General features: G+C 45.2%; 17 protein-coding genes. 8 read left to right on the top strand and 9 right to left on the bottom strand.

Annotated elements, in window-relative coordinates:
- The first annotated feature begins 77 nt into the window (after nucleotides 1-77).
- The 6 genes from KIT90_RS07045 to KIT90_RS07020 all read left to right on the top strand — a co-directional run bounded on the left by KIT90_RS07045 (nucleotide 78) and on the right by KIT90_RS07020 (nucleotide 7,447).
- Nucleotides 78-368 carry a hypothetical protein gene (locus tag KIT90_RS07045; protein WP_285376003.1) on the top strand — a complete coding sequence of 97 codons (291 nt, stop codon included), beginning with the start codon at nucleotides 78-80 and terminating at the stop codon, nucleotides 366-368.
- 141 nt (nucleotides 369-509) lie between these two features.
- Nucleotides 510-2,273, top strand: coding sequence for a lysophospholipid acyltransferase family protein (locus KIT90_RS07040; protein ID WP_285376001.1), 1,764 nt, complete (start codon nucleotides 510-512; stop codon nucleotides 2,271-2,273).
- Nucleotides 2,274-2,863: 590 nt separating this feature from the next.
- Nucleotides 2,864-4,816, top strand: a complete 1,953-nt coding sequence (locus KIT90_RS07035) for a PTS mannitol transporter subunit IICBA (protein ID WP_285375999.1) — start codon at nucleotides 2,864-2,866, stop codon at nucleotides 4,814-4,816.
- 113 nt (nucleotides 4,817-4,929) lie between these two features.
- Nucleotides 4,930-6,078, top strand: coding sequence for a mannitol-1-phosphate 5-dehydrogenase (locus tag KIT90_RS07030; RefSeq protein WP_285375997.1), 1,149 nt, complete (start codon nucleotides 4,930-4,932; stop codon nucleotides 6,076-6,078).
- An 85-nt stretch (nucleotides 6,079-6,163) separates the two neighbouring features.
- Complete coding sequence (locus KIT90_RS07025) at nucleotides 6,164-6,694, top strand: MltR family transcriptional regulator (RefSeq protein WP_285375994.1); 531 nt, start codon at nucleotides 6,164-6,166, stop codon at nucleotides 6,692-6,694.
- Between the two features lie 108 nt (nucleotides 6,695-6,802).
- Entirely contained in the window at nucleotides 6,803-7,447 is a 645-nt protein-coding gene (locus tag KIT90_RS07020) for an HAD family phosphatase (RefSeq protein ID WP_077261924.1), read from the top strand.
- Here the strand turns inward: KIT90_RS07020 and KIT90_RS07015 are convergent.
- The 6 genes from KIT90_RS07015 to KIT90_RS06990 all read right to left on the bottom strand — a co-directional run bounded on the left by KIT90_RS07015 (nucleotide 7,401) and on the right by KIT90_RS06990 (nucleotide 14,128).
- The gene (locus KIT90_RS07015; RefSeq protein WP_005437416.1) at nucleotides 7,401-8,795 is read right to left on the bottom strand and encodes a heavy metal sensor histidine kinase; all 1,395 of its coding nucleotides are present in this window, start codon (nucleotides 8,793-8,795) and stop codon (nucleotides 7,401-7,403) included. The genes KIT90_RS07020 and KIT90_RS07015 overlap by 47 nt on opposite strands.
- Entirely contained in the window at nucleotides 8,788-9,477 is a 690-nt protein-coding gene (locus KIT90_RS07010; RefSeq protein WP_005437415.1) for a heavy metal response regulator transcription factor, read from the bottom strand. Before KIT90_RS07010 ends, KIT90_RS07015 begins: the two co-directional genes overlap by 8 nt.
- A gap of 94 nt (nucleotides 9,478-9,571) precedes the next feature.
- Entirely contained in the window at nucleotides 9,572-9,949 is a 378-nt protein-coding gene (locus tag KIT90_RS07005; protein WP_009707777.1) for a DUF3316 domain-containing protein, read from the bottom strand.
- A gap of 131 nt (nucleotides 9,950-10,080) precedes the next feature.
- A complete protein-coding gene (locus KIT90_RS07000) occupies nucleotides 10,081-11,196 on the bottom strand; it encodes a YdiY family protein (protein WP_285375991.1) in 1,116 nt (371 codons plus the stop codon).
- Nucleotides 11,197-11,418: 222 nt separating this feature from the next.
- Nucleotides 11,419-13,251: a glutamine--fructose-6-phosphate transaminase (isomerizing) gene (glmS, locus tag KIT90_RS06995; protein WP_045416442.1), complete on the bottom strand. Its 1,833-nt coding sequence runs from the start codon at nucleotides 13,249-13,251 to the stop codon at nucleotides 11,419-11,421.
- Between the two features lie 115 nt (nucleotides 13,252-13,366).
- Nucleotides 13,367-14,128, bottom strand: coding sequence for a DeoR/GlpR family DNA-binding transcription regulator (locus tag KIT90_RS06990; RefSeq protein ID WP_005437403.1), 762 nt, complete (start codon nucleotides 14,126-14,128; stop codon nucleotides 13,367-13,369).
- 432 nt (nucleotides 14,129-14,560) lie between these two features.
- Between KIT90_RS06990 and pykF the strand changes: the two genes are divergently transcribed.
- Nucleotides 14,561-15,973, top strand: a complete 1,413-nt coding sequence (gene pykF, locus KIT90_RS06985; RefSeq protein WP_009707779.1) for a pyruvate kinase PykF — start codon at nucleotides 14,561-14,563, stop codon at nucleotides 15,971-15,973.
- Nucleotides 15,974-16,124: 151 nt separating this feature from the next.
- A complete protein-coding gene (locus KIT90_RS06980; protein WP_285375989.1) occupies nucleotides 16,125-16,802 on the top strand; it encodes a GntR family transcriptional regulator in 678 nt (225 codons plus the stop codon).
- Nucleotides 16,803-16,894: 92 nt separating this feature from the next.
- Here KIT90_RS06980 and KIT90_RS06975 read toward each other — a convergent pair whose 3' ends face one another.
- The 3 genes from KIT90_RS06975 to KIT90_RS06965 form a co-directional block, all read right to left on the bottom strand.
- Nucleotides 16,895-18,775, bottom strand: coding sequence for a GGDEF domain-containing protein (locus tag KIT90_RS06975; RefSeq protein WP_171370848.1), 1,881 nt, complete (start codon nucleotides 18,773-18,775; stop codon nucleotides 16,895-16,897).
- 112 nt (nucleotides 18,776-18,887) lie between these two features.
- Complete coding sequence (gene ilvN, locus KIT90_RS06970) at nucleotides 18,888-19,382, bottom strand: acetolactate synthase small subunit (RefSeq protein WP_009707783.1); 495 nt, start codon at nucleotides 19,380-19,382, stop codon at nucleotides 18,888-18,890.
- Between the two features lies 1 nt (nucleotide 19,383).
- The gene (locus tag KIT90_RS06965) at nucleotides 19,384-21,108 is read right to left on the bottom strand and encodes an acetolactate synthase 3 large subunit (RefSeq protein ID WP_020193967.1); all 1,725 of its coding nucleotides are present in this window, start codon (nucleotides 21,106-21,108) and stop codon (nucleotides 19,384-19,386) included.
- Nucleotides 21,109-21,262: the final 154 nt, after the last annotated feature.

Raw genomic sequence — 21,262 nt, 5'->3', positions numbered from 1 at the left:
GTTTTTGTCATATCGCTCGAAATGATAAGCGCAATAGCATAAAATCGAACAGTGTTTTATTTTCAAGTTTCATTACTATGTTAAAAACAAAGTTGATGGTGTTGCTCAGTGGCCTACTCGTCTCTGCCTCTTGTTTGAGTGCTGACGAGATTTCCTCTGAGGAGATGAGTGAAGAACAAGTGGTCGAAAACGCAGCTCTAGACGAGTCAGCGATTGCTTGTACTGAGGAGGATTGCGAAGGCAAGGGCTTTGATGGGCGTATTCTGTTAGACAACGAGCCAACCAAGCAGGTATTGAGCTCTCTCGAAAGCCTGGGGGAAACACTAAACTCGTTGAGTTTCTTAATGTTCGCTGGGGATAAAACCTAACGCAACCATTGGTAACTCTCGCCTCAATGCCTTTGGTCAATAAAGCTTCATTGGTTTGTCACCAAAGGCTCATGCTTTTGCCTCTTTACTGTCATATGTAATTTCTACTATCCAATCAGCAACTTGTACGCTGAGGTAAATATGGATAGTTCGACCCCTTTTCGTCTCCCACGTAAAACGCCGTTTGGCATTGGTGAAAACGTTGCTGAATGGGCAACTGGTTTAAACCAACTTAATAAGTTCTACGCCCAACGCCCTGTTAATGCCGATACCAAAACTTTTCTTCGCTTCACGCTGGATATCTTAGGTATCGACTATCGCATTGCCCATGGTTCACTCGATTCAGTTCCTAAACAAGGTGCTACCGTCATTGTGGCGAACCACCCGCTTGGTTGTGTGGAAGGCGTGATCTTGGCTGAATTACTGTTGATGGTCAGAGGCGATATCCAAATCCTAGCTAATCAATACCTTAAAACCGTGCCGGAGTTAGATCAGCTCTTTATTGGTGTCGATGTATTTGAAGGCAAAGACGCCGTCAAATCGAATATGAAAGCCCTGAGAGCGGCCAATAAACACCTCGCAAGTGGCGGCTTATTGCTTGTCTTTCCTGCCGGCGAGGTTTCCCAGTTAGTCGATGCCAAACAGCAACGCTTGGAAGACAAAGCGTGGAGTCGAAGCGTCAGCAGCCTAATCCGAAAAAACAAAGCAACAACAGTTCCGGTATTCATCAGCGGTCAAAACTCGAAACGCTTCTATATGGCAGGGAAAATCCATCCACTTTTGCGTACCTTACTGCTCGGGCGAGAACTGCTGAACAAACATGCACAAACCATCAACTTGTCTTTTGGCCAATCAATCAAATTCAAAGAAATCAGCACACTTAACGATGATCAAGTGGTGAACTATTTGCGGCTCAACACTTACTTACTCAATCGTGAAACCCAATCAGTGAAGCCCTCTTCCTCATCAGAACGGCTCTCTCCAATAGCGGCAGGGTTACCCGTGGGCGAATTGCTTGAAGAGCTGAACAGCTTACCAAAAGAGTCCAAGCTGCTAACAAGTGGTGAGTTCGATGTCTACTGCACGGAGTCGCAGAATATCCCTTCCCTACTGCATGAAATTGGTCGCCTACGTGAGCTCAATTTTCGACAGGTTGGCGAAGGGACGGGACTAGCAATAGACATTGACCATTTCGATCATGATTACCTGCATCTGTTTGTGTGGGACAGAGAAAGCCATTGCTTGGTAGGGGCGTATCGTTTAGGTCTGGTTGATCAACTGATTGAAAAGCACGGCGTAGCAGGTCTGTATTCACGAACGTTGTTTAACTATGACCAACGCTTTATCGACCAAATGGGTAAATCCATCGAAATGGGGCGCTCAGTGATTGCACAGCAATATCAAAAGAGCATGAGCGCGCTATTGCTGCTGTGGAAAGGCATCGCAACCTTCGTGCATCAAAACCCAGATTACACTCACCTATTTGGTCCGGTAAGCATTAGCAACGACTATAGCGATACTGCACGCCAACTGCTGGCTCAATCAATGACGCTTCACCACTACGATAACAACTGCGCAGAGTACGTCACGCCTTCTAACCCACTTCCTGAGCACCACCGTGACTGGAACACCAGCATGCTTACTGCTCTGGGAGATTTACAGTTACTATCACGCGTAATTGCCAGAATCGATGAAGGGAAAGGTGTGCCCGTGTTACTGCGTCAGTACTTAAGCCTCAATGGCAAACTGGTGTGCTTTAATGTCGATCCTGCATTCAATAATGCTCTAGATGGGTTGATTACGGTGGATTTGCGCGATGTTCAAGAAAAGACGTTGGCAAGGTATATGGGACGCGAGCAAACTCATGAATACATCACCTACCATGCAATTAGCAGCCATAAGTAAGAGCATTGAGTAAGAAGGGAGTTGTGAGTCAATAAAAACAGTGTAGCGACTCTCTTTTACTTTTCTATCAATTAGATAAGAGCACTTCGTGAAGTACGCCGAAAAGACTCTTATAAATACATTCTATCGAAGAGTCGCAATGACATTGATCACGCCAATCCCGTCGCAAACTTTCACAAAACACCAAAATCGACTTAGATCACATTTTATATCCAGACCAAATCGAAACAAAATGTGACATCGATCGTCACTGGTATTTAATTTGAATTTCAAAAGAAATCAAAAGTGATCAAAGTCACAAATTATTTTGATTTTAAATTTGTCAGAAGATCGAATTGATCACTAAGATTTTTATTGACAGATTTGAAAGTGGCTTTTTGTTATTAAGTTACAAGTTAATAAGTTGAACTTGGTCACTTAAAAACCGTTTCTCAGCCTAAGAAATGCGGGCGTAGATCACGAAAAACCCGTTGTCAGTTCCAATTGGAAAATGTGTGGTAAATTGATTGGGTACTAAGCAATCAAACAAACGGTTTTGGCGAACCGTTTACTACAACAAGATTCATCAGAACATCGAACGGGGAATTGTTATGATATCACCAGATGCCAAGATCAAGATACAAAATTTTGGTCGTTTTCTGTCAAACATGGTAATGCCAAACATCGGCGCGTTTATCGCGTGGGGCTTTATCACTGCTCTATTTATCCCAACTGGATGGCTACCAAACGAAACGTTAGCCTCTATGGTTGGCCCAATGATTACCTACTTGCTGCCACTACTTATCGGTTATACCGGTGGTAAATTAGTTGGTGGCGATCGTGGTGCGGTAGTCGGTGCAATCACAACAATGGGTGTGATTGTCGGTACAGACATCCCAATGTTTATGGGTGCAATGATGGTCGGCCCAATGGGCGGCTGGGCGATCAAGAAATTCGATAACTACATCGATGGTAAAGTAAAAAGTGGCTTCGAGATGTTGGTTAACAACTTCTCTGCGGGCATCATCGGCATGCTATGTGCGATCCTTGCTTTCATCTTTATCGGTCCATTCGTAAAAATTCTTTCTGGTGGCTTGGCGGCAGGCGTTAACTTCCTAGTTTCTGCTCACCTACTACCACTGACTTCAATCTTCGTTGAACCTGCGAAGATCCTGTTCCTAAACAACGCGATCAACCACGGTATCTTCTCTCCACTGGGTATCCAACAAGCGTCTGAGACAGGTCAATCGATCTTCTTCCTAATCGAAGCAAACCCAGGCCCTGGTCTAGGTATCCTGCTAGCTTACATGGTGTTTGGTAAAGGTACGGCTCGTCAAACGGCAGGTGGTGCATCAATCATCCACTTCTTCGGCGGTATCCACGAGATTTACTTCCCATACATCCTAATGAACCCTCGCCTAATCCTTGCGGCTATCGCAGGTGGTATGACTGGCGTATTCGTTCTAACTATCTTTAACGCAGGTATCGTTTCTCCAGCATCGCCAGGTTCAATCTTTGCAATCTTGTTGATGACTCAGAAAGGTTCAATCGTTGGTGTTCTAGCGTCTATCGCAGCAGCAACAGGCGTGTCATTCGCCGTAGCAGCTCTGCTAATGAAGACACAAACGTCAACAGAAGAAGACGGTGATGAAGCAGCACTAGAAAAAGCAACATCACAAATGAAAGACATGAAATCTGCATCTAAAAACGATGCGGTGGTAAACAGCCAAAGCAAAGGTGACGTAGACCTAGCGACAGTACAAAGCATCATTGTCGCTTGTGATGCGGGCATGGGCTCGAGTGCAATGGGCGCGAGCATGCTACGCAAAAAGGTTCAAGACGCAGGTCTGAACATCCACGTAACCAACCTTGCCATTAACAGCTTACCAGAGAGTGCAGATATCGTGATTACTCATAAAGACTTAACGGATCGTGCACGTAAGCATGCTCCAAACGCACAGCACATTTCATTGACTAACTTCCTAGATAGCGAAATGTACAACCAGCTAGTCACCAAACTACTAGCAGCACAAAACCAATCCGCAGCCAATGACGACCAGATGGTAAAAGTGTCAGTCATGGCGGCGAACGATGACAGCTTTGAGCCACAACAACCATCTGTATTCCAAATCCAGCGTGAGAACATTCACCTAGGTTTGAAAGCAGCCAACAAAGAAGAAGCAATTCGCTTTGCAGGCAACAAATTGGTTGAACTTGGCTACGCAGAACCAGAATACGTAGACGCGATGTTTGAACGTGAAGCGTTGGTTCCAACTTACCTAGGCGAATCTATCGCAGTACCTCACGGTACGGTAGAAGCGAAAGACCGCGTGAAGAAAACCGGCATTGTAATCTGCCAATACCCATCGGGTATCCAATTTACTGAAGACGACGATGATGTAGCGAAACTGGTTATCGGCATTGCCGCTAAGAACGATGAGCACATCCAGGTGATTACCACCATTACAAACGCGCTCGATGAGCCGGAGGCAATTGAGAAGCTAACTAGCACCAACGATGTGGAAGAGATTCTGAACATCCTTGGCGGCCAGCAAGCGGCTTAATCACTCCCTTTAATTTGCTCCTGAGCAAACCGAGGTCAGCTGTCACCCCCTATGCGGTTGGCCTCACCCTAAATTCGTTTAGTCAACATTTCAGACATTGGTAGGTAAGAATTATGAAAAACGCAGTTCATTTTGGCGCAGGTAACATTGGTCGTGGCTTCATCGGTAAACTATTAGCAGACGCAGAAGTCGAGGTGACATTTGCAGACGTTGATGCACCACTCATCGATCAACTGAGTCACAAGCAAGAATACAAAGTAAAAGTGGTCGGTACTGAGTGCCAAATCGACACAGTAACTCACGTCACCGCGGTTAACTCAGCTAGTGAAGATGTCATCGACCGCATTGTAAAAACCGACTTGGTAACAACAGCAGTGGGCCCTAACGTACTGGACATCATTGCAAAAACCATCGCTACCGGCATTGCTAAGCGCTTTGCAGCAGGCAACGATAAACCATTGAACATCATCGCGTGTGAAAACATGGTTCGCGGTACCACACACCTAAAAGGTGAAGTGTACAAACACTTGGATGAATCATTGCACGCAAAAGCAGACGAGTTGGTTGGCTTTGTCGATTCAGCGGTAGACCGCATCGTACCACCAGCAGAAGCGGCGAACGATGACCCACTAGAAGTGACGGTAGAAAGCTTTAGCGAATGGATTGTGGATGAACAGCAATTCAAGGGCGAAATCCCTGATATCGCAGGCATGGAAAAAACCAACAACCTAATGGCATTTGTAGAACGCAAGCTGTTCACACTCAATACAGGTCACTGCATTACCGCTTACCTAGGTTGCTTGAAAGGCCATCGTACTATTCGTGAAGCGATTGAAGACCCAAGTATTCATGCTGAAGTAAAACAGGCGATGCAAGAGAGTGGTGAAGTGCTGATCAAACGTTACGGTTTCGACCGTGACATGCACAATGCTTACATCGAGAAGATTCTAGGACGCTTTGCCAACCCATACTTAGTGGATGAGGTTGATCGCGTAGGTCGTCAACCAATTCGTAAATTAGGTGCAAACGATAGATTAGTGAAGCCTTTACTCGGTACAATTGAGTATGGCACTGAAAATAAGACACTTTTGAAAGGCATTGCCGCTGCGTTGAAGTACACTAACGACACTGACCCACAAGCCGTAGAGCTACAAAACTCATTAAAAGAAGTGGGTGTGAAGAAGACGCTAGCGACATACACAGGTCTTACAGAAAACAGTGCTGAAGTGACTCAAATCGAGACACTTTACAACCAACTTTGATTTACCTGGGGGAGCTTGGCTCCCCTTCTATATCCATCTCCATTGAAGAGTTGGGATAGCTAATAATTAGAAATGTATTCAGTATATGGCAGATAACATCAACGAAACCGAGATCATTGAGCGATTAAACAGCGCACCATCGGTACGAGGCTTTTTCATTGCAGCAGTCGACGTTTTTAACGATTCGATCGACGGGTTAGTGCAAAGAATTTTTCGTAAAGATAACTTCGCTGTTCAATCGGTTGTCGGTCCGCTGTTACAAGACTCGGGACCGCTGGGCGATCTGTCTGTTCGTTTGAAGTTATTGTTTGGCTTGGGTGTGCTTCCCGATGATATTTACCACGACATCGAAGACATCATTAAGCTCAAAAACCATCTCAATAGCGACGCTTCTGACTACGAGTTCACGGACCCTAATATTCTAGATCCAATCAAAAAGCTGCATTTGGTGAAGAAGATGGGCATGGTGCAACTGGAAGCCAACGAACCAGATGACGACATCGACCTTGAGTTTTATCAGCTACAACTGCAACGTCAACAACAAATCATTAAGTCAGGGCTCTCGCTTGCGATTGTCGAGATCTGCAATGAACTCGGCAAAGAGAGCCCATTCTAACGCCACACTTTATACCCAAGCCACCTTCAAAAGGATTCGAGGTTGCTTAGGTATAACAAGATAACAATGTCAGCCGCTCTACACCCAAAAACGTAGGAGCCCTACCCAATGTTAAAAGCTGTACTTTTTGATATGGATGGACTGATTTTCGATACCGAATCCATCTACAAACAAAGTTGGCAATACGCCGCTACCGAGCAAGGCTTAACCATCACCGATGATTTCTACCAACAGTTTATCGGTGTCCAAGATCCTGAATGTGAAAAAATACTCGCCGAGCATTTTCAAGACGCCATCGATATGCCGCGCTATAAAGCCGTGCGAGATGAGCACTTCCATAATCTCAGAAACCAAGGCATTGCGCTCAAACCCGGATTCGACGCACTGTTTTATGCCATCAAACAACATGGCTTATTAACCGCGATTGTTACCTCTTCTCACCTTCCTGAGGTAAAACACAATTTCTCAGGCAGCGAGTACCTTGCACAGTTCGATTTAGTGATTACCGCAGAAGATGTAGAACGTGGCAAACCAAACCCTGATTGCTATCAGATGGCTTATCGCCACTTAGGTGTGGACGCCAAGCAGTGCTTAGTATTGGAAGATTCGAACAACGGCATCAAAGCCGCACTCGCTGCGAAATGCCAAGCTGTAATGATTCCGGATTTGCTTCCACCTCTGCCAGAGCTCGAAGACAAAGTCATCATTAAAGCGTCTCTTGAGGAAGTGATTCCACTGCTGAGTCAGCTTTAGCCGCTGGCAGTATCAAACAAAACTGGGTTTGGCCATCTTCTGAAGTGACGCTTATGCTTCCATCGTAGGCGTGAACAATCGACTGAGTGATCGACAAACCCAGCCCGGCTCCCACGCTACCTGAATGTTGGCGAGACTTGTCGACCCGATAAAAGCGGTCAAACAGATACGGCAGGTTTTGCTTGGGAATCGCCTCACCAACGTTGCTGACGGTTATCTTCACAAGTTCACCAACCTGCTCAATATCAACCGAAATCGTCGTCTCGTCATACGCATGGCGAATCGCGTTGGACAATAAGTTACTGATAGCGCGCTCAAACATGTTTCGGTCCATATACAGCATCGCCTCACCTGAAGTGGTAATGGCCAATGCTGAGTCTTCCGCCAGTATTTCGAAGTACTCGATCAAATGAGCCACTTGTTCATGAGCTGCGAAGCGCTCGTTGTGTCGATGGATCAGTTTGTTTTCTGCTTTGGCGATATACAGTAAGTCATTGATGGTTTTAGTTATCCGTTCAAGCTCTTCCAAAGTAGAAGCAATCGCTTCTTGATACTCCTCAGAACTGCGGGCAGCGCCAAGGATTACTTGGTTTTGAGTGGTGATGTTAGTCAGCGGCGTTTTAAGCTCATGAGCAATATCAGAGGAGAACTCACTCAAACGATGAAAGCCGGTTTGTAATCGATCCAACATCGCATTGTGCTTTATCGCTAACTCTCTTAGCTCAATCGGCAACGTCTCAGGGTCAATACGAATATCTAACTGTTCAGGGGTAATATGTTGGATGTGTTTGTTTAAGGTAAGAATCGGCCTCAAACCTCGATTTACTATGGTTCGGCTATATAGAGCAGAAGCTAAAAACGCAAAGCCCAACGACCAGAATAGTATCCACCCCAGTTTGTTGAGGAACAGTATATGGTGGTTAATGCTGGTGCCTATCACCACAGTGACATCTTTGGCTTTAAAGGCGAAGGCTCGAATATCCAAAGAATCTTCATGCCATTCAATCGCATTGTTTTGATTCAAAATCTGCGGTGAACTCAAGGTGAGAGACAGTTTGTTAGGAATAGAAAGCGTTGAGTTTTTGTAGGTCTGCTCTCCCTCCTCAAACGCCCACATGTAAGCGGAGCTGTTGTCGATAAGCAGATAAGCCGACTCAGGAGAAACCATCATGGTCTTCTCTATCGCATTATATTTGCTGACCATTTCGTTATAGTCTTGAGTAAAGAAATGGCGCTCGATGGTGTAATAGAGGATAAAAGCTAAAGCGAGGTACACCACCAGCGTCGTGCCTACAAACATCAGCACCAGTTTATTTTGCATGGATAGGTTGGCTGGGCGTTTAAACATCTGGCGCTTCCAGCTTATACCCCATCCCTCTAATGGTATGAATTAGAGGCGTTTCAAATGGCTTGTCGACTTTATTGCGCAGTCGTTTGATGGCGACATCAATCACGTTCGTATCGCTATCAAAGTTCATGTCCCACACCAATGACGCAATGGTGGTCCGTGATAACACCTGACCTTCTTTGCGCATCAGCAGCTCAAGCAGCGCGTACTCCTTTGCCGTTAGCGTAATACTTTGCCCGCCTCGCGTTGCCACTCGCTTCATCATGTCGAGCTCTAGATCGGCAATTTGCAGCGTCTGAGAGGAGGTCTGTACACGAGAAGAAGTATGATGACGAAAAACATTCTGGATGCGTGCCAGCAGCTCAGCAAACGCATAAGGTTTTACCACGTAGTCGTTGGCTCCTAACTCAAAGCCACGCACGCGATCTTCTATCTGTTCTTTGGCAGTAAGCATAATAACTGGGGTGTGAATGTCACTACTGCGCAGCGTGTTGAGCACTTGCCAACCGTCGAGTTTGGGCAGCATGATATCGAGAAGAATAAGATCATAAGGTTCACTGGTGGCGTGATACAAACCATCGACACCGTCGCGAACCCAATCAACAACGTAGCCCGATTCCACCAACCCTTTTTGCAGGTATTCCCCTGCTTTTACTTCATCTTCTACAATCAGTAGTTTCAATTTCAGCCCTCTATCTCAACGGGATGTGCTCAGCATAGACGATCGCAAAAAGAGTACGACACAAATTGCATCATACTCTTTTCATTCAATGTTTTTATCGATTACTGTCGCGCTGTGCGTAGTTCACTTTCACGTTCACAGTACCCAGATATTCCAACTGTCCCTGCTCGTTCATGCGCTCTTGTACCGTAACAAAACCACCGTCCTGCAGGTGCGTGCTGTTTCTCGCGACATCGAAAGTTACGATGTTCAACTCTTTATTAAGCTCATGAGACGACATGTCTTTTAAAGAGTTTAGTTCAGCTAACGCTTGTTGATAAGCCGCATCCGAGGTTGCCGTTGGCTCAACAGAAATGGTCTTCATTTCTTCACGGCTAATGTATTTTCCACCAGTGAAAGTCGGTTGAGCGAATGCTGATGCGCTAGTGATTGCCATTGTTGTTACAAGGAGAGCGGTTTTCAGTACTTTCATGTTGATGACCTTTGAGTGTGTTTGTTTTCAATGGCTTCATTATTCAACAACACACCTGACATCAACCTATCTCGAAGATGACATTTTTGTCATAAACCAAAATAGCGATTGATTACCGATAACCACCCAAACTACAGCTCGTAAGTCAGACCAAAATGGAACTTATAGTCGTCTTTCTCTGGCACCACACCTTCCGCATCGGCTTTGGTATCCGAAACATGATCCCAAATCGCTTTAATGCTTAGATCAAGATCATCAACAAGGTCGATATCAAAACCAAGCTCGTTGGTATGTCGAGTACCACCAGCATCGTTGCTCGCCCAGTTGAGGTTATAGGTATGACTGAAATCGATGTCATCGGTCAGTTCATACTCAAAGTTAGATTCGAAGGTTAAGGTGTTACTGGTTGCATCGCCAGATTCCCCTTCTTCAACGGTTTTAAAATCGGTGTACTGGTAACCGGGACCGATGGAGACATCCCATTCTGTCTGTGAATTAGCAATGATGAAGTAACCCATCTGCATCGAGGCATTAACTTGATAATCAATGTTTTGGAACTCATCTCTGAGCAATGAGAGCTTAAGTGGCCTAAAGAAGAGTCGGTTACTTAGGTAAATATCGTAGGAGCCATCAAACGAACTGTTATTCGCGGTGGTCTCATCATTGGTCTTGGAGTTTTCGTGTTTGGCTTTTAACTTGGTGCGCGAGCCAACGGTATTTCTTTCCGCTTCTACTTCACCAAGGAGTGAGAACTCATCAGTGTTGCCTTTGCTGATGTCTAATCCCAAAAAGATCTCAGTCGTCCAGTGGTCTGAATCTGTCTCTGAACCACGATAGATCGACACGACTTCTGTCACGGGGAATGCGATCTCCTCACCATCATTGCTGAGGTATAACTTGTCTTCGCGGATCGACAAATAGCCATCGTAGATATCACCACTAGAAGTTCGAATGGTAAAGAAACTTGCTGTCTCTAGCACCGCAATGTCTTCCAGTTCGATCTCTTGATCACCAAGATCATCACTATCGAATTCAACTTCTTGATCGAACGAGTTGGTTTCTTCCTTGATCGTCCCAGTCAGCTCCCCTTTGATCACTTCACCAGATTTGAGTTGTAACCAGTCATCGCTTTCATCGATGAATACTGTTTGGCTTTTGCGCTCTTCTGTTTGTGTTTCTTCCTCTGCCATCACTGATGGATGGTAAATCGAGGACGCGATACATAAAGCCAAGAGTTTGATTTTCATAGTGACCTTTTCAGTTCAATGGAAACCACATCCGTTGGGCTTACGATAGTGATGCTCACCGCTCGGCGTGTCAGAAAGTAAACAATTGAATGTCAACGTATTGCGCATCATAACCATGTCTACAGACATAAAAAAAGCGAAGTCATGTGACTTCGCTTTAGGTTCTCGCTACTTACATAGCGCAACATAAACAAGTGTAATCTTAATCACACCTTACGTTGCTTACTCTACCGTTACTGCTTTCGCTAGGTTACGAGGTTGGTCTACGTCCGTACCTTTGATCAACGCTACGTAGTAAGACAGTAGCTGCATTGGGATGGTGTAGTAGATCGCCGCCGTGATTTCACTAACGTGTGGCATAGTGATGATCTTCATGGTCTCATCGCCTTCGAAGCCTGCATCAGCATCAGCAAATACGTAAAGCAGACCACCACGAGCACGTACTTCTTCAACGTTTGATTTCAGTTTCTCTAGAAGATCGTTGCTTGGTGCAACCACCACAACTGGCATATCTGCATCGATCAACGCTAGAGGACCGTGTTTCAGCTCACCCGCTGCGTACGCTTCTGCGTGAATGTAAGAGATCTCTTTCAGTTTTAGAGACGCTTCCATCGCGATTGGGTAGAACTCGCCACGACCTAGGAATAGAGTGTGGTGCTTATCAGCAAAGTCTGGTGCTAGTGCTTCGATTTCTTTTTCGAAAGACAGCGCTGCGTTGATTTGTTTCGGCAGAGCGTGAAGCGCTTCTACGATCTCTTTTTCTTTCTCTTTGCTGATGCGGTTTTGTTGCTTACCAAGAGCAGTCACCAGCATCAGTAGTGCAGAAAGCTGAGTCGTGAACGCTTTAGTTGATGCAACACCAATTTCCACACCAGCACGGGTCATAAATGCAAAGTCAGACTCACGAACCAAAGAAGAGCCCGCTACGTTACAGATGGTCATTGCCGCCATGTAACCTTTCTCTTTTGCTAGGCGAAGTGCTGCTAGCGTATCGGCAGTTTCACCAGACTGAGAAAGCGTGATCAATAGGCTGTTTGGACGCGTCACAAACTTGCGGTAACGGAATTCAGAAGCGATTTCTACGTCACAGCTTACGCCTGCAATGTCTTCAAACCAGTAACGTGCTGTCATACCTGCATTGTAAGACGTACCACATGCAACGATCTGTACGTGTTCCACTTTGCTTAGGATTTCTGCCGCGTTAACACCGATTGCCTCAGTAACAACAGAATCAGCCGTAATACGACCTTCCATTGTGTTGATCAGTGCAGTTGGCTGCTCGTAAATTTCTTTCTGCATGAAGTGGCGGTATTGGCCTTTATCGCCTGCGTCGTGTTCCGCGTTTGATTCTGTGATTTCGCGTTCTACGCGCTCACCTGTTGAATCAAATACAGTCACGTCACGACGAGTGATTTCTGCCACGTCACCTTCTTCTAGGTACATGAAACGGCGTGTTACGTTAAGTAGCGCAAGTTGGTCAGAAGCAAGGAAGTTTTCACCTACACCAAAACCAATGACGATTGGGCTGCCTGAGCGTGCTACTACGATGCGTGAAGGATCTTTACGATCCAGCGCTACTGTGCCGTATGCGCCATCCAGTTGTTTTGCTGTCTTCTGTACCGCTTCTAGTAGCGTTTCTGAAGTGCGAAGTTCCCACTCAACCATGTGAGCGATAACTTCAGTATCCGTTTGAGATTCAAATACGTAACCGCGAGATTGAAGTAGCTCACGTAGCTCTTCGTGGTTTTCAATGATGCCATTGTGCACCACTGCAATGTCACCAGACATGTGTGGGTGTGCGTTCACTTCTGAAGGTTCACCGTGTGTTGCCCAACGAGTGTGCGCGATACCGGTACCACCGATCACTTTTGCTTCGTCTACTGCGTCTGCCAGCTCTTGTACCTTACCTAGACGACGAATACGCGTTAGGTTTGTCTCACCATCAACAATCGCAACGCCCGCAGAGTCGTAACCGCGGTATTCCAAGCGACGTAGGCCTTCAACTAAAATTTCTGCAACATCTCGTTGTGCTACTGCACCTACGATTCCACACATGTGTTTATCTCCGTTTGTAGTTTTGTTCTTCCCTGACCATGATTTCAAATAGAGGCAGCAAGCAAAGGCCTTTATCCAGAGGGAAGTGAAATATGAAACTGTTTACATTATTAGATTAGGCGCAAATGACTTTAACGCCATGTTGTTCAATCTGTATTTTGTGTTCTGGCTGTAACTCAGCATCGGTAACCAACACATTAATTTGGTCCCAAGCGAGTTCTAAGTTCGGGATCTTGCGTCCTACTTTTTCTGACTCAATCATGACGATGACTTCACGAGACACTTCTGCCATGACCTTACTTAAGCCAACTAATTCGTTAAACGTGGTGGTACCGCGTTCTAAATCGATGCCATCAGCACCAATAAACAACTGGTCAAAGTCGTAAGCTCTTAATACAGATTCGGCTACTTTGCCTTGGAAGGATTCTGAGTGCGTATCCCAAGTTCCGCCTGTCATTAACAGGGTTGGTTCGCTCTCTAATTCGTTAAGTGCATTGGCGACATGCAATGAGTTGGTCATAACAACCAAGCCTCGTTTGTCGTTTAATTGCTGAATCAGCGCAGCCGTTGTACTGCCACTGTCGATCACAATTCGGTTATGTTCTCGGATCAGTGATGCCGCTGCTTTTGCCAGACTTAACTTTCGACTCGAAACATTTGGGCTCATTTCCTCATGGATAACTTCCGTTGGAATCGCAATTGCACCACCGTAACGGCGCAAAAGTTGTCCGTTTTTCTCTAAAGAAGCTAAATCCTTTCTAATCGTGACCTCTGAGGTTTCAAATTTCTGCGCTAGCTCATCTACGCTAACTTCCCCAAGCTCATTTACTAGGTTAGAAATGGCGTGTCTTCTTAGTTGAGTGTTTCGTTTCGACATTTAAATTTTGATTTTAAGTTTCGGTTTGAAATTTATTATAGTCAAAACGAAACTTTTAAGTCCATTTATTTCGATCCAAAAAATTAATATTTCTCGATAAAACCTTGTCCTAAGACAATTCTTAAACAGTGATATTGGATTCATTCGGTGGTAGAATTCGCCACCGAAAAGAAAAAAAATTACAGAATTGACGGTTATTTTTTTGCAACTTTCTGCATATAAAGTGGGATTAGTCACAAAAAGGTAACCATAATCGCCGATCTTTTAGTCATAAAATGACTAAACTTGGTGAAAGACTTTCAGAATCTGAAGTTCCAATAATGTGGCGGAAAATCGGTGGGTGGCAGGCACTAAATGTCATCAAAGCGCCCTAACTTCAGAGTAAACAACCGACTTTCAAATTGTAACTATACTTACCGGAGAGTATCTTCCATGAAAAAGACCAAAATCGTATGTACGATTGGCCCTAAAACTGAATCTGTAGAGAAGCTAACTGAACTAGTAAACGCTGGCATGAACGTTATGCGTCTTAACTTCTCTCACGGTGACTACGCAGAGCACGGCACTCGTATCGCGAACTTCCGCCAAGTAATGGAAGCTACAGGCAAACAACTTGCAATCCTTCTAGACACTAAAGGTCCAGAAATCCGCACTATCAAACTAGAAGACGGCAACGACGTTGATCTAGTAGCTGGTCAAGAATTCACTTTCACAACTGACATCTCAGTTGTAGGTAACAAAGACAAAGTTGCAGTAACCTACGCTGGTTTTGCTAACGACCTAAACGTTGGTAACACTATCCTAGTAGACGACGGTCTAATCGAAATGGAAGTTCTTGCAACTTCTGAAACTGAAGTTAAGTGTAAAGTTCTTAACAACGGTGCTCTAGGCGAAAACAAAGGTGTTAACCTTCCTGGCGTTTCTGTAAACCTACCTGCACTATCTGAAAAAGATAAGAACGACCTTAAATTCGGTTGTGAGCAAGGCGTTGACTTCGTAGCTGCTTCTTTCATCCGTAAAGCTTCTGACGTTCAAGAAATCCGTGAAGTACTTGCTGCAAACGGCGGCGAGAACATCCACATCATCTCTAAGATCGAAAACCAAGAAGGTGTTGATAACTTCGACGAGATCCTAGAGCTTTCTGACGGCATCATGGTTGCTCGTGGTGACCTAGGTGTTGAAATCCCAGCTGAAGAAGTAATCTTCGCTCAGAAAATGATGATCGAGAAGTGTAACCGTGCACGTAAGATGGTTATCACTGCAACTCAAATGCTTGATTCTATGATCAACAACCCACGTCCTACTCGTGCGGAAGCAGGCGACGTTGCTAACGCGGTAATGGACGGTACTGACGCAGTAATGCTTTCTGGTGAAACTGCTAAAGGTAAGTACCCAGTTGAAGCGGTAACTATCATGGCTCAAATCGCGAACCGCACTGATTCAGCTCTAAAAGCTGAGCTAGGTTCTCGTCTAGACAGCCCACGTCTACGCATCACTGAAGCAGTATGTAAAGGCGCAGTAGACACAGCTGAGAAACTAGCTGCTCCACTTATCGTTGTTGCAACTGAAGGTGGTAAGTCTGCACGTTCAGTACGTAAGTACTTCCCAACTGCAAACATCCTAGCACTAACTACTAACACTAAGACTGCTGCACAGCTAGTTCTAACTAAAGGTGTTACTCCAGTAGTTGTTGACTCTATCGCGAACACAGACGCGTTCTACGTAGCAGGTAAAGAACTTGCTCTAGAATCTGGTCTAGGTAACAAAGGCGACATCGTTGTTATGGTTTCTGGTGCTCTAGTAGCTTCAGGTACAACGAACACTGCTTCTGTACACGTTCTATAAGACTGACGTATTCAATCATCAGTTCAATAAAAAAGAGGGCTTCGGCCCTCTTTTTTTATATATTTTATCTTGCCCTCATAATCAGTACGCTGTATTATCAACCACAACAGAACTACGTACTGTTTAGTTGTCGTCACGATAATAAAATTTCATGAGGTTGCTTGTGTCTAGTCCTACCCTAACCGATAAAGTTGCAAAAATGATCTGCCAGGACATCCTGACAGGTGCTCTAAAACCAGACCAAAAGCTTGTGGTTGCTGACCTGAAAGAGAAATACAACGTTGGTGCATCACCTATCCGCGAAGCCCTTGTGCAACTGTCTTGGAGCAAGTATGTAAAGCTTGAGCCACAAAAAGGCTGTTGGGTTGCACCCGTGTGCAAAAAAGAATTGAACGATCTATACGAAAGCCTTCGTGTGGTTTCTTCTGTATTGCTTAAGAAAGCAATCTTGGCGGGTGATGAAAGCTGGGAGTTGGATGTACTGACTTCTTACCACAAGCTATCTCGTCTGAACTTTGATGAAACTTTCTGCTGGCAAGAGTGGGAAGAGCGTCATCACCAGTTCCATGTTTCTCTGCTTGAAGGCGCGGATTCAAAGAACATGTTTGAGTTCTTTAGTGACCTGATTAACCAGATCAAGCGTTATCGTTACTTTGCAATGCAAACGTTAAACTCAGAACAAGACGCACTATTCAACATTGATGAGCACGAGATGATCATGAAGCTTGTTCTTGCGAAGAACAGCGAAGAAGCAATGGACTTACTTGATAAGCACTTGTTGAGCTCAATGCAACGCATCGAAACAGCGTTAGAGCTAGAAACCGCTTAATTCGGTTCAGCAGCGAACAGAAAAAAATCGGGGTTATCCCGATTTTTTGTTTTGTAGAAAAGCTTCTGCCTATCTGTTTACCGCGACAGCCTCTAAGCAATGTCATCGAAACTGTGACAAATCGACACTCGGTTACGCCCTGCACTCTTTGATTCGTACAGGGCGATATCTGCACACTTATAGCTGCGTGTTCGGTCTCCAGTGAGATCACTGTAACCCACACTCACTGTCACTGCTTTTTCACTGTTTAACTCTACGGCAACTCGAAGTCGATTCAATACCACTTCCGCTTCTTGCGTCGTCGTATGTGGCATGATCACGGCAAATTCTTCTCCGCCGACACGAGCAACAAAGTCGGTATTTCTTACCCCATTCGACAACGTGTCTGCCACGCCGCAAATCACTTTATCACCCTCATCATGGCCCATTTCATCATTAATGCGTTTGAAGTGGTCGATATCAAACAGTGCAAGACAAGTCGTTGGCGTATCCGGATAACGTTCAACCATGTTGGCATATTGCGCAAGCTGCTCTTCAAACTTACGACGATTCCATAAGCTGGTTAAGCCGTCTTTCTCACTCAAGTTACGCAGTTTCTCTTCTAGCTCTTTACGCTCAGAAATATCCACCAGCGAAGTAATGTAGTAGCTAACTTTGCCAGACTTCGCCATGATGGCTTGAATACGCATGATAGCGGTAAATACGTGGTTGAGCTTAGTGCGACAACGCACTTCCCCCTCCCACACTTGCTCGATACCAAGCTTATTCCAAATCGCCAGAATCTCTTCGATGTCTTCAGGAATGAAGATTAGGTTATGTGCATTCCAACCACGCAATCGCGAAGAGCTATAGCCCATCATGTTTTCAAACTCTTGGTTCACCATCATGATTCGATGTGACGTGTCCGAAATCATCACAGCCGTCATGCCATCCAATGCGGCGCGGGCAAGTTTAGATTCAATGCTATGACGACGATAATGCAGTGCCAACGAAGTGATAGGCAGAGCAAACACCAACATTAAACTCAGCACAAAGAAGGCTTCTTGGACTAAGTCATCAATATCTCGGTCAGCTCGCTCCAACAATTGCTCTTGAGAGAGGTCAATGAGCAAGTGAAGAGGTTCACCCGGCACAAATTCAATCGTATTGAAGGCAATCAGGTGTTTACCATCATACTTATAGCCCATCTTCTGTGAGCCTATGTTTTGCCAGATATCAGGATGGAGCAAACCAAAGTTAAATCGAGCACGATCTGGGATAATATCGCCGTACAGCTTGTCGCTGTGAGAGCTTGCTGCGTAATAACCCGATTGGTTTATCAGCTCGATGTTGAAATCTCTGACTGGGGAATAATTCAAACGAGAAGAAAGGTATTTTACGTCGATATTGAGGATCAAATAGCCTTCACGAATATCATCCATAGCCACTGGCATCATAATGCGAACAGAAGGGCTGTACGGATAAACGAGATTGCCGTTCTCTTGCTCGAGTTCAATCCCCCAAGAACCTATTTGGTCATTTTTTAAATTCTGAGCATATTGGAAATACTCGCGATCGGATTTGTCTTGCAGAGTACGAGCGGCAGCTGCGGTGCCAGTTTTAAAGTCGTAGTTGATTCTGACATTCTCTTGCCCATTAACGTTAAGGAAGCGAATCTGTCGATACCATTTCTGGTTAACCGCAACAGAACTCCACACCTCTTCTAAAATGGCGAGATTCTTGGGGTTTGGGTGGCGCAGGTAGTCATAAAGGCTTTGGCTATGACCGAGCAGGTCACTGATGGAAGAGATTTGGTCTTGAACGTTGTTGTATTCACGCTCTGAGTAAGCCAGTTGATGAAGGGCTTCTTTCGCCGTATTTTCTACATTAGCCGCTAACAGAGTCTGGTATTTCTGGTAGTAGTAGATAGAGATGAGCGCGCTAAAAAATAGCGTGGTTGCCAGCAAAGCGCTGACCAACTTCCTTACTTTCACGCGTTCTACTACCCAATTTGTTTACGAAAGCAGCAATTATATCATTAATTGTTATTTTCTAAACAAAAAGCCATCGATGAACGATGGCTTTTCTTAAATGCATTCAGTGTAATTACGGTTTGAGGCAACGCTCTCCACGTGCCACACCAACCACACCACTTCGGGCTACTTCAACCACTTCGGTAACTTCAGAGATAGCTTGGATAAACGCATCCAGCTTTTCACTCGTGCCTGCAAGTTGAACCGTATATTGAGCAGCTGTGACATCAACAATCTGGCCACGGAAGATATCCGCCGTACGTTTTACTTCTGCACGCGCAAAACCGCTCGCTTTAACCTTCACCATCATCAACTCACGTTCGATGTGATCAAACTCTGTCACTTCTTGCACTTTCAGTACATCAATCAGTTTGTGCAACTGCTTTTGGATTTGCTCAAGCTGCATTTCATCCGAGTTCGTCGTGATGTTTAAGCGTGATAGCGTCTCATCATCGGTTGGTGAAACGTTCAGAGACTCGATGTTGTAACCACGCTGAGAAAACAGACCAACAACTCGAGACAGCGCACCAGGTTGGTTTTCCATTAACAAAGAAATAATGTGTCTCATATTAAGTACGCTCCGTTTTGCTTAGCCACATCTTGTCCATACCCTCGCCTTTGATCTGCATTGGGTATACGTGTTCGGTTTCGTCTACGTTGATGTCAACAAACACCAGACGATCTTTCATATCTAACGCTTTTTGTAGACCCGCTTCAAGCTGATCTGGCGTTTCAATACGAATACCGACGTGACCATAAGCTTCCGCAATCGCTGCAAAATCAGGAACAGAACTCATGTATGAGTTAGAGTGACGGCCTTGGTAAATAATGTCTTGCCACTGTTTTACCATGCCTAGGAATCGGTTGTTCAAGTTGATGATCTTCACTGGAATGTCGTATTGCATTGCTGTCGACAGTTCTTGGATGTTCATCTGAATACTGCCGTCACCAGTGACAACCACCACTTCTTCTTCTGGCATCGCGAACTTCACACCCATACCAGCAGGCAGACCGAAGCCCATCGTGCCGAGACCACCAGAATTAATCCAACGGCGTGGCTTATTAAATGGGTAGTAAAGCGCAGCGAACATTTGGTGCTGACCTACATCCGATGCCACATAAGCATCACCGTTGGTCAGTTTATGCAGTGTCTCAATAACCTGTTGAGGCTTGATACGTTCAGGCGACGTTTCGTATGCAAGACAGTTACGTTCACGCCAAACTTGAATGTCGTCCCACCATTGACCAATTGCTTCTTGGTCATTGCTACTGCTTTGCTCATTCAGCAAGCCAACCATGGTCGCTAGCACTTTATCGGCTGAGCCTACAATAGGCAGATCCACTTTCACGTTTTTAGAGATTGAAGATGGATCGATGTCGATGTGCATGACTTTCGCGTTAGGGCAGTACTTCTCAAGGTTGTTGGTTGTACGGTCATCAAAACGAACACCAATACCGAAGATAAGGTCAGCTTCATGCATCGCCATATTGGCTTCATATGTACCGTGCATCCCGAGCATACCTAGAGAGTTTTTGTGTGTGCCCGGGAATGCCCCCAAGCCCATCAAAGTGCTCACAACGGGTAGATTCAATTCGTCTGATAGCGCTTGAATATGCTCATGAGCACCCGAAATGACCGCACCGCCACCGATGTACAAAACAGGCTTCTTCGCCTCAAGCAAAGCTTTAAGTGCTTTCTTGATTTGGCCTTTGTGGCCAGACGTCGTTGGCTTGTAGGAACGCATTGAAATGCTTTCCGGATACTCGTAAGGGAGCTTGATTTGCGGATTAAGGATATCCTTTGGCAAATCAATCACAACCGGGCCTGGTCGGCCAGTCGTTGAGATATAAAACGCTTTTTTGATCGTCTCTGGAATGTCTTCCGCTTTCTTAACTAAGAAGCTGTGTTTCACCACTGGGCGAGATACACCCACGATGTCACACTCTTGGAATGCATCATTACCGATGAGATTGTTTGGTACGTTACCAGAGATAACGATCATTGGGATTGAGTCCATGTACGCCGTAGCAATACCTGTGATGGTGTTGGTTGCACCTGGACCCGAACATACTAGTACCACACCCGGCTTACCCGTTGCTCGAGCATAACCATCTGCCATATGCGTAGCAGCTTGCTCGTGTCTTACTAATACGTGTTTGATTTGGTCTGTTTTGGCGTGCAGGGCATCGTAGATATCTAAAACGGAACCGCCTGGGTAACCAAAGATTTGTTCTACGCTCTCTTCGATCAGAGATTGCACAACCATCTCTGCGCCTGACAACATTGCTGTCATAATTGCTCTCCTTACCAGTTTTCCTCACCGTAAGGCCAACGGTTTGGTCTGGTTTTACATAGTCTAGGTCTTATTCGTAGCCTAATAGAAATACTTCCACTTTTTCAGCTATGTCTTGCGTCTGTCATAACAAAACGCAAGGTAACACAACAAA

The organism is Vibrio sp. B172a (genome assembly GCF_030248355.1).
GTDB classification, from domain to species: Bacteria; Pseudomonadota; Gammaproteobacteria; order Enterobacterales; family Vibrionaceae; genus Vibrio; species Vibrio owensii.
Note: the sequence above shows the minus strand (reverse complement) of the source record. Positions and strands in the feature narration are given on the sequence as shown.

What these genes read in the sequence shown, in the direction of transcription:
- KIT90_RS07045 (WP_285376003.1), top strand. Translation starts at nt 78, where the DNA reads ATGTTAAAAACAAAGTTGATGGTGTTGCTCAGTGGCCTACTCGTCTCT.
- KIT90_RS07040 (WP_285376001.1), top strand. Translation starts at nt 510, where the DNA reads ATGGATAGTTCGACCCCTTTTCGTCTCCCACGTAAAACGCCGTTTGGC.
- KIT90_RS07035 (WP_285375999.1), top strand. Translation starts at nt 2,864, where the DNA reads ATGATATCACCAGATGCCAAGATCAAGATACAAAATTTTGGTCGTTTT.
- KIT90_RS07030 (WP_285375997.1), top strand. Translation starts at nt 4,930, where the DNA reads ATGAAAAACGCAGTTCATTTTGGCGCAGGTAACATTGGTCGTGGCTTC.
- KIT90_RS07025 (WP_285375994.1), top strand. Translation starts at nt 6,164, where the DNA reads ATGGCAGATAACATCAACGAAACCGAGATCATTGAGCGATTAAACAGC.
- KIT90_RS07020 (WP_077261924.1), top strand. Translation starts at nt 6,803, where the DNA reads ATGTTAAAAGCTGTACTTTTTGATATGGATGGACTGATTTTCGATACC.
- KIT90_RS07015 (WP_005437416.1), bottom strand. Translation starts at nt 8,795, where the DNA reads ATGTTTAAACGCCCAGCCAACCTATCCATGCAAAATAAACTGGTGCTG.
- KIT90_RS07005 (WP_009707777.1), bottom strand. Translation starts at nt 9,949, where the DNA reads ATGAAAGTACTGAAAACCGCTCTCCTTGTAACAACAATGGCAATCACT.
- KIT90_RS07000 (WP_285375991.1), bottom strand. Translation starts at nt 11,196, where the DNA reads ATGAAAATCAAACTCTTGGCTTTATGTATCGCGTCCTCGATTTACCAT.
- glmS (WP_045416442.1), bottom strand. Translation starts at nt 13,251, where the DNA reads ATGTGTGGAATCGTAGGTGCAGTAGCACAACGAGATGTTGCAGAAATT.
- KIT90_RS06990 (WP_005437403.1), bottom strand. Translation starts at nt 14,128, where the DNA reads ATGTCGAAACGAAACACTCAACTAAGAAGACACGCCATTTCTAACCTA.
- pykF (WP_009707779.1), top strand. Translation starts at nt 14,561, where the DNA reads ATGAAAAAGACCAAAATCGTATGTACGATTGGCCCTAAAACTGAATCT.
- KIT90_RS06980 (WP_285375989.1), top strand. Translation starts at nt 16,125, where the DNA reads ATGAGGTTGCTTGTGTCTAGTCCTACCCTAACCGATAAAGTTGCAAAA.
- ilvN (WP_009707783.1), bottom strand. Translation starts at nt 19,382, where the DNA reads ATGAGACACATTATTTCTTTGTTAATGGAAAACCAACCTGGTGCGCTG.
- KIT90_RS06965 (WP_020193967.1), bottom strand. Translation starts at nt 21,108, where the DNA reads ATGACAGCAATGTTGTCAGGCGCAGAGATGGTTGTGCAATCTCTGATC.